Here is an 11,440-nt window from a genome sequence, read left to right as displayed (position 1 = left end):
CCCCGGCGCCGGTGCCGGTCGCCGCGCCCGTCCCGCCGGCGCCCGTCCCCGGACCGCCGCAGGGCGCCCCGGTGCCGCCCGGTGTGCCCGCGGTCGGCCCGGGCTACTTCGCCGCGCTCAGCTACCGGGGCCCGGACGGGTCGGAGCAGAAGCTGCTGCACCGCAGCGAGCCCGGCACCCCGCACCCGGAGTGGAAGATCCTCCAGGACCTGCGGCGGCTGAACGTGCCGCCGGAGCAGGTGCTGGAGCTCTACACCGAGCTGGAGTCCTGCGACCTGCCCGGCGGCTACTGCCACCGGATGATCGCCGCCTCCTGGCCGAACGTCCGGCTCACCCACACCGCCGACTACGGCCGGGAGCACCACTCCCGGCAGGCCGGCATGGCCCAGCTGCTGGACCACCTGGACGAGCTGCACCAGCTGGCCTCCGGTCCGCAGCGGGTCCGGCCGTTCCGGGTGCCGCTGCCCGCCCCGGGCACCGTCCCGGCGCCGCAGCCGGTCCCGCCGCAGCAGCTCGGCCAGGAGCTCGGCCAGGCCTTCGGGGCGAACGTGTTCCGCTTCGAGCAGCGCGCGGTGGCCCGGCAGGGCGTTCCCGAGCCGGTGGCGCAGACGCTGATGTGGGCGGGTCTGCCGCGCGAGTTCGGACCGTTCTTCTGGGCGCAGGCCCAGGAGGGCCGGCCGATCCCGACGCTGGCCGAGCTGGCCGCCGAGCGGGGCCTTGCGGGCGGCACCGACTTCGGCGGCTACCTGGTGCTGGGCAACGACTACGGTCGGCAGCTGTGTGTGCAGTACGGCACGGCGCACGTGGTCGCGATCGATCTCGAAGGAACCGGGGAGCCGCCCCGGTTCGTCAACACGGGTGTACCGGAGTTCGTCCGCGCGCTGGCCCTGCTGGGCCGGATGTGGCGGCTGCGGTACGGGCTGACCCCGGACCAGGCCGGTCGCTGGACGACCGACTTCCAGGCTCAGCTGGCCGCGATCGACCCGGCTGCGCTCCAGTCCGCGGACACCTGGTGGGCCGTGCTGCTGGAGCAGTTCTGGGACGGCCTGCTCTAGGGATTGTCGGACAAGCCCTGGCGGGTGGCCCCGGGTCCACGCAGGTGGCTGGGGGTCGTTCCGGTGTCCGGAACGGCCCCTTCGGCGTACCGGTGCGGCGGTGCCTCATTGGGGTTTCGCCATGATCTGCGCAAAATAGGTCAAGAGGATGGTCGCAATCGTCCATCCTCGACATGTTTCGATCCGTTCGACGTTCGACTCCCGACCGGGTTCGTCGACCCGGTTCCCGAGCGGACCGATCCGTCCGATCATGGGCTCCGCAGCCCGCGACACGAGGGGAAGAGCCCATGAGCGACGCCGTCCCCCAGTACGGCTTCACCGTTGCCCGACGCGGTTACGCGCCCGAGCAGGTCGACCGAGCCCTGACCGCCTACACCGCGCAGCGGGACGAGGCGTGGGAGCGGCTGAGCGTGCTCGGGTCCGGAATCCGGGAGATGGAACGCCGGCTGGCCGAGGTCCGGCAGGCCGCCGCCGATGCCCCGGAACCGGACTACGAGGTGCTCAGCGAGCAGGCCGCCGGGCTGGCCCGGACGGCCGAGAACGAGGCCCGCGCCGTCCGTGACAAGGCCGAGCGCGCGGCCGAGGACCTCCGCGACGAGGTCTACGAGGCCGGCCAGGCGGCCGACCGGGCCGCCAAGGAGTACGCGGCCGTCACCCGGAGCGAGGCCGACGCGGCCGCGCGCCGCACCGAGGAGCGCACCCGGGCCGAGGCCGAGTCGATCCGGGCCGACACCGACCGCGAGGTCCGGGCCGTCCGGGACGCCGCCACCGCGCACGCGGCCCAGGTCCGGGTCGCGGCCGCCGAGGCCTCCGAGCGGGCCGAGGCCAAGCTGGCCGAGCTGCGCCGCAAGGCCGACGAGACCTTCGCCGAGGCGCAGGCCAGGGCCGACAGCGAGGACGCGGCGATCTCCTCCACCGCCGAGCGGCGGGTCAAGGAGGCCGAGCAGTTCCGGGACGGGGTGCTCGGCCGGATCAAGCAGAGCGACGCCGAGGCGCAGGCCAGGGCGGACGAGCTGATCGAGCAGGCCCGGCGCGAGGCCGAGCGGATCAACGCGGCGACCGAGCGCGAGCACCGCGAGTTCTCCGCCAGGCTGGAGACGGTGCAGCAGCACCTCGACCACATCAAGGCGACGCTGGCCTCGCTCACGGGTGCCGCGGTGGGTGCGATCGAGCCGCTGCCGGCCCCGGTGGCCGAGGCCCTGGCGGCCGAGGTCCGGGCCGGGCAGGAGATCGCCGACGGCGCCCCGGCGGACGCCGCGCCCGTCGACAAGGCTCCGGTCGACGCCGCGCCCTCGGACGCGCCCCCGGTGGACTCGGAGGCCGACACCGGGGAGATCCCGCTGCCCGTCGCCGTCCCCGCCGCCCTGTCCGTCCCGGTGCCCGCGGCCGCCGACCCGCGGGCCGTGCTCCGCAAGGAGCCCGTCCCGGCCCGGCCGGTCGGCCCGGCGTCCGGCTCCGGCGAGGCGGCCACCGCGATGCTCCGGGTCACCCCCGGGCGGGTCGCCCCGGTCGTCGCCACCGGCCCGGTGCCGCCGAGGCCCGCCACGCCCCCGCCGGTCCCGGCGGCGGACGGTGGCGAGGCGGCGGGCGGCGAGTCGGCCGGTGCCGAGCGCCCGGCCGAGGAGGAGACCAGGATCATCCCGAAGATCGTGATCGTGGACGACGGCGCCGAGTACGGCACCCCGAACACGGTCGCCTACCGCCGCCGGCGCTGACCGCCCGCCGCCGGCCCCGTACGTACCGGGCCCCGAACGCCGCGACGCGTTCGGGGCCCGGCGCGTTCGGGCCCGGCCGGAGGCGGATCGGACTGGACCGGACTGGACCGGCGGCGGACCCGGCGGGACGGCTCAGAGCACCTCGACCGCGGCGCCGCCGGCCAGCCGGCGCCGGCAGTCCAGCACGTAGCGGGCGTGGGCGCTGATCGCCCCGTAGTCGAAGTCGTCGTGGTCGGCCAGCAGCACGACCGCGTCCGCCGCCGCCAGCTCCTCCGGGCTCGCCTCCACCCGGTGGACGGCGGCGAAGGGGTCGCCGTGCGGGTCGTGCTCGGCCGCCCGCTGGCCGGGGATCACCGGCTCGGGCACATGCACCCCGACCACCACGTGCGGATCGGCGGCGCGGACCTCGGCGCCCATCCGGACCAGCAGCTCGGCGACCCGGGCGGCCGGCGTCTCCCGGGCGTCGCCGGTGTTCTTCTTGTACGCCAGCCCCAGAAGCAGCACCCGCGAGCCCTTGACCGAGCGCTGCCGCTCGTTCAGCGCCTCGGCGAGCCGCCGGACCACGTAGTCGGGCATGTGGCTGTTGACGTCGTTGGCCAGCTCGACGAAGCGGAACGACTGGCCGAGCGCCCGCTCCACCCGCCAGGACAGGTAGGACGGGTCGATCGGCAGGCAGTGCCCGCCCACCCCCGGGCCGGGGGTGAAGCGCAGATAGCCGAACGGCTTGGTGGAGGCGGCGTCGATGGCCTCCCAGACGTCGATCCCCAGATCGTGGGCGAACATCGCCAGCTCGTTGACCAGGGCGATGTTCACATGGCGGAAGGTGTTCTCCAGCAGCTTGGTCAGCTCGGCCTCCTTGCAGGAGGAGACCGGGACGGTCCGGTCGATCAGCCCGCCGTAGAAGCCCTCGACCGCGGCCAGGGAGGCCGGGTCGATCCCGGAGACCACCTTCGGGGTGTTCTCCAGCCGCCAGGTCGGGTTGCCCGGGTCGATCCGCTCGGGGCTGTAGCCGAGGTGGAAGTCCCGCCCGGCGGTCAGCCCCGACCCCTGCTCCAGCAGCGGCGCGAGCAGCTCCTCGGTGGTGCCGGGGTAGGTGGTGGACTCCAGCACGACGGTCGCCCCCGGCCGCAGGTGCTGGGCAAGCAGGGCGGCCGAGGACTCGATGTACGACAGGTCGGGCACCCCGTCGCGCAGCGGCGTCGGCACGGTGATCACCGCGACGTCGAACTCCGCGACGTCGGACGGCTCGGCGGACGGCAGATAGCTCCCGTTCTCCAGCAGCGGCCGCAGCCGCTCGGCCGGGATGTCCTCGACGTAGGACTCGCCGACGGCCAGCCGTTTGATCCGGCGCTCGTCCACGTCGTAGCCGACCACCCGGTGCCCGACCTCGGCCGCGCGGACCGCGAGCGGCAGCCCCACATAACCCTGGCCTGCGATGACAACGCGCATGACGAAGAACCCCCTCCATCGCGACGCCCCTGGCCCCTCCGGGCGTCTCCACACGGTCTTCACCACAGGGTAGGGAGCGGGGCCGGACGGCGCGGGCTTTCCCGGGATTGCGCCGAAAGGGGCCGGAAAGGGACGCGGCGCCGCGCGCGGGGCCGGGCGGCACGCGATCGTGACACCGGGTGTGTGGACGGGAGGGTCGGGCGGGGAAAAGAATGAGGCCGAGACCCGTGGCGTCCTCCAGGAAAGGACGCCACGGTTCCCGGCGTGTGGGCGGGCGCCCCCACCCAGGGCCGCCCGGCCTCGCACTCCCGACCCCCATCGGGTGTGCGACCGTGCCCCTCGCAGCCATCCCCCACGGTTGGGTGCGGCGGGCACATTCACCATGGTGCGCGATCTCCATGGACGGGCAGTGACAGGAGTATGTCCAGATCGTGGCAGAACGCGACGATGGGGAAACGGCCCGGCGGAACGCCAGGACCGGCAGCGTGCGGGCGGTGGTTCGTCCGCACCGGATCGCCGGCGCACCGCGTGCGGTTCGTGCGCGGGTCGTGCGCCGCTCCGCCCCCGGCCGTGTGCCGCGTGCGCGTCAGCCTCGCGGCGTAGGCTGGACACCCCCGGCCGCACGGCGTGCCGGGCCGTTCGCGTTGCCCCAGCGGGCCCAGGGCCCCTGGGCAGCACCTTCCTCGGGACGAAGAAGAGACTCCAGATGAGCCTGACCGGACTGCTCGATGTCGTCGCGCGGGACGCGGCCCTCGCCGAGGCGATCGAGGCCGCCACCGCCACCGGTGCGGCGGCCGGGGGCCGCCGCCACCTCGACCTGGTCGGACCGCCCGCCGCCAGGCCGTTCGCGATCGCCGCGCTGGCCCGCGCGCTCGCCGGGCAGGCGGCCGGGGAACGGGGCCGTCCGGTGCTGGCCGTCACCGCCACCGGCCGGGAGGCCGAGGACCTCGCCGCCTCGCTCCGCTCGCTGCTGCCGCCGGACGCCGTCGCCGAGTTCCCGGCCTGGGAGACGCTGCCGCACGAGCGGCTCTCGCCGCGCTCGGACACGGTCGGCCGCCGGCTCGCGGTGCTGCGCCGGATCGTCCACCCGCGGGTCGACGACCCGGCGGCCGGGCCGGTGCAGGTGATCGTCGCGCCGGTCCGCTCGGTGCTCCAGCCGCAGGTGAAGGGGCTGGCCGAACTGGAGCCGGTGGCCGTCCAGCGGGGCGAGTCGCACGATCTGGAGCAGGTCGCCCGCCGGCTCGCCGCGGCCGCCTACTCCCGGGTCGAACTCGTCGAGAAGCGCGGCGAGTTCGCGGTGCGCGGCGGCATCCTGGACGTCTTCCCGCCGACCGAGGAGCACCCGCTGCGGGTGGAGTTCTGGGGCGACGAGGTCGAGGAGATCCGGTACTTCAAGGTGGCCGACCAGCGGTCCCTGGAGATCGCCGAGCACGGTCTGTGGGCGCCGCCCTGTCGCGAGCTGCTGCTGACCGACGAGGTGCGGGCGCGGGCCGCCGAGCTGTCCGCCGAGCACCCGGGCCTGGCCGAGATCCTGGACAGGATCGCCGAGGGCATCGCGGTCGAGGGCATGGAGTCGCTGGCGCCCGTCCTGGTCGACGACATGGAACTGCTGGTCGACGTGCTTCCGCTGGGCTCGGTCGCGGTGGTCTGCGACCCCGAGCGGGTCCGCACCCGTGCCACCGACCTGGTGGCGACCAGCCAGGAGTTCCTGCACGCCTCCTGGGTGGCGGCGGCCTCCGGGGGCGACCGGCCGATCGACCTGGAGACCATCGACGTCTCGGCCGCCTCGCTGCGCTCGCTCGCCGAGGTGCGCGAGCACGCCGCCGAGATCGGCCTGCCGTGGTGGTCGGTCAGCCCGTTCGCTACCAGCGACGCCTCGGTGAGCGGGCTGCTGGAGTTCGACACCAACACCCTGACCCTCGGCATGCACGCGGTCGAGGCGTACCGGGGCGACACGGCCCGGGCGATCGCCGACGCCAAGGAGCGGCTGGCCGCCGACTGGCGGGTAGTCATGGTGACCGAGGGCCACGGACCGGCCTCCCGGCTCGCCGAGGTGCTCGGCAACGAGGGCATCGCGGCCCGGCTGGTCGCCGACCTGTCCGAGGCCCCCACCCGGGACGTCGTGCACGTCTCCTGCGGCTCGATCGAGCACGGCTTCGTCGACGAGACGCTCAAGCTGACCGTGATCACCGAGACCGACCTGTCCGGCCAGCGGTCCTCCACCAAGGACATGCGGCGGATGCCGTCCCGGCGCCGCAACGCGATCGACCCGCTGGCGCTGGTGCCCGGCGACTACGTGGTGCACGAGGCGCACGGCGTCGGCCGGTACGTGGAGATGGTGCAGCGCACCGTGCAGGGCGCCACCCGTGAGTACCTGGTGCTGGAGTACGCGCCGGCCAAGCGGGGCCACCCCGGCGACCGGCTGTTCGTGCCGACCGACCAGCTCGACCAGGTCACCAAGTACGTCGGCGGCGAGGCCCCGACGCTGCACCGGCTCGGCGGCGCGGACTGGGCGAAGACCAAGCAGCGGGCCAAGAAGGCGGTCAAGGAGATCGCCGCCGACCTGATCAAGCTGTACTCGGCCCGGATGGCGGCCCCCGGCCACACCTTCGGCCCGGACACCCCGTGGCAGCGCGAGCTGGAGGACGCCTTCCCCTACGCGGAGACGCCCGACCAGCTGACCACCATCGCCGAGGTCAAGGCGGACATGGAGAAGTCGGTCCCGATGGACCGGCTGATCTGCGGAGACGTCGGCTACGGCAAGACCGAGATCGCGGTCCGGGCGGCCTTCAAGGCGGTGCAGGACGGCAAGCAGGTCGCGGTGCTGGTGCCGACCACGCTGCTGGTGCAGCAGCACTTCTCGACCTTCGCCGAGCGGTACGCCAACTTCCCGGTGACCGTGAAGGCGCTGTCCAGGTTCCAGAGCGACAGCGAGGCCAAGGCCGTGCTGGAGGGGCTGTTCGAGGGCTCGGTGGACGTCGTCATCGGCACCCACCGGTTGTTCTCCTCGGAGACCCGCTTCAAGGACCTCGGCCTGGTCATCGTCGACGAGGAGCAGCGCTTCGGCGTCGAGCACAAGGAGCAGCTGAAGAAGCTGCGGGCCAACGTCGACGTGCTCACCATGTCCGCGACCCCGATCCCGCGCACCCTGGAGATGGCGGTCACCGGGATCCGGGAGATGTCCACCATCACCACCCCGCCGGAGGAGCGGCACCCGGTGCTGACCTTCGTCGGCCCCTACGACGAGAAGCAGATCTCGGCCGCGATCCGGCGTGAACTCCTGCGCGAGGGCCAGGTGTTCTACATCCACAACCGGGTCGAGTCGATCGACAAGGCGGCCGCCCGGCTGAAGGACCTGGTGCCGGAGGCGCGGATCGCCACCGCGCACGGGCAGATGGGCGAGACCCAGCTGGAGAAGGTGGTCGTCGACTTCTGGGAGAAGGAGTTCGACGTCCTGGTGTCGACCACGATCGTCGAGTCCGGCATCGACATCTCCAACGCCAACACCCTGATCGTCGAGCGCGGCGACACCTTCGGCCTCTCCCAGCTGCACCAGCTGCGCGGCCGGGTGGGCCGGGGCCGGGAGCGCGGGTACGCGTACATGCTGTACCCGCCGGAGAAGCCGCTGACCGAGACGGCGCACGAGCGGCTGGCCACCATCGCCCAGCACACCGAGATGGGCGCCGGCATGTACGTCGCGATGAAGGACCTGGAGATCCGCGGCGCGGGCAACCTGCTCGGCGGCGAGCAGTCCGGGCACATCGCGGGCGTCGGCTTCGACCTCTACATGCGGATGGTCGGCGAGGCGGTGGCCGAGTTCCGGGAGTCGCTGTCGGGCGGCGGCGAGCCGGAGGAGGAGCCGCTGGAGGTGAAGATCGAACTGCCGGTCGACGCCCATGTGCCGCACGACTACGCGCCGGGGGAGCGGCTGCGGCTCCAGGCCTACCGCTCGATCGCGGCGGTCAACTCGGAGGAGGACATCACCCAGGTCCGGGACGAGCTGGCCGACCGGTACGGCAAGCTGCCCGAGCCGGTGGAGAACCTGCTCATGGTCGCGGCGCTGCGGCTGTACGCACGGCGGTGCGGCATCGCGGACATCACGCTGCAGGGCGCCAATGTGCGCTTCGGCCCGGTCGAGCTGAGGGAGTCGCAGCAGCTGCGGCTGAACCGGCTCTACCCGCGCAGCCAGGTGAAGGCGGCGACCAACCAGCTGCTGGTGCCGCGGCCGTCCACCGGGCGGATCGGCGGCAAGCCGCTGGTCGGGCGGGAGCTGCTGGCCTGGTCCAGGGAGTTCCTGTCGTCGATGTTCGACGACCTGGCGGGGGCGAAGAAGTAGCGGATCCGGTCGAGGTCGAGGGCCCCTGAGGGGTCCTCGCCGGGTACGGCGGTCTCGGGCGGTGCTGCCCGAGGCCGCCGTTCGTGTTGCTGCGGGCGTTCGCGTTCTTGGTTCTGTGTTCGGTGGCGGGAGCGGTGGCGGGGGTGCCGCCACCGGTCAGCCGAGCTTCCACTGGCCGACCTGGTCGGCGAAGCCGTTGTCCAGGGAGAACTGGACCTTGTCGAGCTTGGTGCCGTTGGGCACCTCGAAGACGACGAAGCCCTTGCCCGTCTCGCCGGAGGCGATGTTGGTCGGGGTCTGGAAGGACGGGCCGGCCTTGGTGTCGGCGAGCGTCGGGCCGTACGCCTGGCCCTGGTCGTCGATCACCTTGGCGGCGCTCCACGGGGCCTCGCTGTAGGCCTTGGCACCGGTCGGCTTGATCTGGAACTGCACGGCGACGTAGTGCTTGCCGTCCGCCGCGGTCAGGTACTCGTTGGTGCTCTGGGCCGGGTCGACCACCTTCAGCGCGGTCACGTCGGCGGTGTTGCCCTTCTCCAGGGTGCTCTTGAGGGCGATGGTGTCGCCGACCTTCGCCGGGGCCTTGGCCGCCTCGGCGGGCTTGCTCTCCGCCGGCTTGCTCTCGGCGGGCTTGCTGTCGGCCGGCTTGGCCGGGGCGCCGGCCGCCGGGGCGGAGGTGGCGGCGGCGGTCTGCTTGGCCTCGGTGGAGACGGACGGGCCGCCGGTCGAGTTGCAGGCCGTCGCGGTGAGGGTGACGAGCGTGGCGCCCAGCAGCAGGGCGGCGGTGCGGCGGGTGCGGCGGGTGGTCGCGGACATCGGGGTCTCCAGTCGTGTTGCCGGGTACGGACCGGCGCTTCTCGTCCTGTGCGGTGTCGATCTGACGTGCTGTCGACAGGACAGATCACATCATCTGCTGTGAACGATGTCAACGGCCTTTCATAAAACGTCTCCGTTCACGTGTGAACCGTCGGAGCGGCGCCGCTGACTATGCTGTGTGGCCACACCAGTGCCGTCGCCGACGAAGGAGCCCCCATGCCGGACCGTCCCGAGGTGACCGCGGTCGAGATCGCCCGCCTCGCCGGGGTGGGCCGCGCCGCCGTCAGCAACTGGCGCCGCCGCCACCCCGACTTCCCGCGCCCCGTCGGCGGCACCGACAGCAGCCCGGCATTCGCGCTCGCCGAGGTGGAGGCCTGGCTCCGGTCCCAGGGCAAGATCGCCGAACTGCCGCTGCTGGAACGGGTCTGGCGGCTCGTCGAGACCCTGCGCGACCCGGCCGGCCATCCGGCCGCCCCGCTGGTCCGGGCCGGCGCCGTCCTGCTGCTGCAGCACCGCGAACCGGACCGCTGGGCCGCCCTCGCCGAGCAGCCGGACACCAGGCTCGCCACCGCCCTGCCGCGCGCCCTCGCCGACACCGCCCGCACCGTGTTCGGCCCCGATGCCGTCACCGGTGGTGGGGCCGGTGTCGGGGGCGGGACCACGGCCGGGATCGGGGCCGACGGCTCGGACGGGACCGCCGGCCCCGGGCGGCCCGGCCTGTTCGGCTCCACCGAGCTCGACCTCGCCCGGCTGCTGGCCCGGCTGGCCGACGAGGCCGGCCCGGCCGCCGCCTACGAACAGCTCCTCACCCGGTACGCCGAGGCCAATACCCGCCAGCTCAGCCCCACCCCGCCGGAGGCCGCCGAACTGCTCGCCGCCGTGGCCGGCGTCCCCGCCACCGTGCTCGACCCCGCCACCGGCCTCGGCGCCCTGCTGCTCGCCCTGCCGTCCACCACCGACCGCTACGGCCAGGACACCGACCCGGTCACCGCCGCGCTCGCCCGGCTCAGGCTCGCCCTGCACGCGCCCGCCGCCGACCCCGCCCCGCTCCCGGTCGACCTCCGCCCCGGCGACGCCCTGCGCACCGACGCCTACACCGGGCACACCTTCGACGCTGTGCTCTGCCAGCCGCCCTACAACGAGCGGGACTGGGGCCACGACGAGCTGCAGTTCGACCGGCGCTGGCCCGGCGGACTCGTCCCGCCGCGCGGCGAGTCCGAACTCGCCTGGGTGCTGCACTGCCTCGCCCACACCCGTCCCGGCGGGCTCACCGCCCTGCTGCTCCCGCCGACCGTCGCCGCCCGCCGGGCCGGCCGCCGGGTCCGCGCCGAACTGCTGCGCTCCGGGGCGCTGCGGGCCGTCGTCGCCCTCCCGGCCGGCGCCGCGCCCCCCTACGGGGTACCGCTCCACCTCTGGGTGCTGCGCGCGCCCCGCCCCGGCGACGACTTCCGCCAGGTGCTCATGCTGGACGCCGCCGCCACCTCGCCCGGCTCCGCCGAACTCGCCGAGGGCGGCCGCGACAAGGTCCGCTGGCCCGAGCTGCGCCGCACCGTCCTGGACGCCTGGCGCGCCTTCGACCTCGCCGCCCGCGAGGGCCTCCCGCTCCCCGAGGACCGGCCCGGCCGCTACCGGACCGTGGCGGCGATCGACCTGCTTGACGACGAGACCGACCTCTCGCCCGCCCGGCACGTCCCGCCGGCCGCCCCGGCCGGCGGCGCCGCCGGACTCTCCCACCTCGGCGGCCGGCTGACCGAACTGCTGGACGGGCTCGCCGACCCCGGCACGCTGCTGCCCGGCCCGGCGGCCGACCCGGCGCCGGGCGCGGGTGGGGCCGGGGGCGGAGGCCCGGTCGTCACCCTGGGGGAGCTGGTCCGCTCCGGACTCCTGGAGGTGCACTCCTCCGGGGCCGGCGCCCCGACCCGGCCCGTCGGCACCGATCCGTCCGGCACCCCCGTCCTGACGGACCAGGACCTGGTCGCCGGCCTCGCGCCCGGCGCCGTCCTCGACCGGGCCGCCGCCGAAGGCACTCCGCTGACCCGGCCCGGCGACGTGCTCGTCCCCGCCCTCGGCGG

General features: G+C 74.3%; 6 protein-coding genes. 4 read left to right on the top strand and 2 right to left on the bottom strand.

The features are described from left to right. Together BI06_RS19215 and BI06_RS19210 are read left to right on the top strand one after the other, a co-directional pair. Nucleotides 1–1,055: SUKH-4 family immunity protein (locus tag BI06_RS19215; protein WP_233290193.1), on the top strand; the 1,055-nt coding region annotated here is incomplete at its 5' end. A gap of 287 nt (nt 1,056–1,342) precedes the next feature. Continuing rightward, nucleotides 1,343–2,770 (top strand): hypothetical protein, encoded by a 1,428-nt coding sequence (locus BI06_RS19210; RefSeq protein WP_043469355.1) that lies wholly within the window; start codon nt 1,343–1,345, stop codon nt 2,768–2,770. Nucleotides 2,771–2,902: 132 nt separating this feature from the next. Here the strand turns inward: BI06_RS19210 and BI06_RS19205 are convergent, their stop codons facing one another. Beyond that, complete coding sequence (locus tag BI06_RS19205; protein WP_043469353.1) at nt 2,903–4,219, bottom strand: nucleotide sugar dehydrogenase; 1,317 nt, start codon at nt 4,217–4,219, stop codon at nt 2,903–2,905. A 706-nt stretch (nt 4,220–4,925) separates the two neighbouring features. Between BI06_RS19205 and mfd the strand changes: the two genes are divergently transcribed. Further along, entirely contained in the window at nt 4,926–8,555 is a 3,630-nt protein-coding gene (mfd, locus tag BI06_RS19200; RefSeq protein ID WP_043469351.1) for a transcription-repair coupling factor, read from the top strand. 156 nt (nt 8,556–8,711) lie between these two features. On the opposite strand, the gene BI06_RS19195 is transcribed toward mfd, so the two are convergent. After that, nucleotides 8,712–9,368, bottom strand: a complete 657-nt coding sequence (locus tag BI06_RS19195; protein ID WP_043469348.1) for a DUF4352 domain-containing protein — start codon at nt 9,366–9,368, stop codon at nt 8,712–8,714. 216 nt (nt 9,369–9,584) lie between these two features. Between BI06_RS19195 and BI06_RS19190 the strand changes: the two genes are divergently transcribed. Then, the coding region (locus BI06_RS19190) for an N-6 DNA methylase (protein WP_051741260.1) at nt 9,585–11,440 on the top strand (1,856 nt) is incomplete at its 3' end.

It is taken from the genome of Kitasatospora sp. MBT66, assembly GCF_000710405.2.
GTDB lineage: Bacteria > Actinomycetota > Actinomycetes > Streptomycetales > Streptomycetaceae > Kitasatospora > Kitasatospora purpeofusca.
Note: the sequence above shows the minus strand (reverse complement) of the source record. Positions and strands in the feature narration are given on the sequence as shown.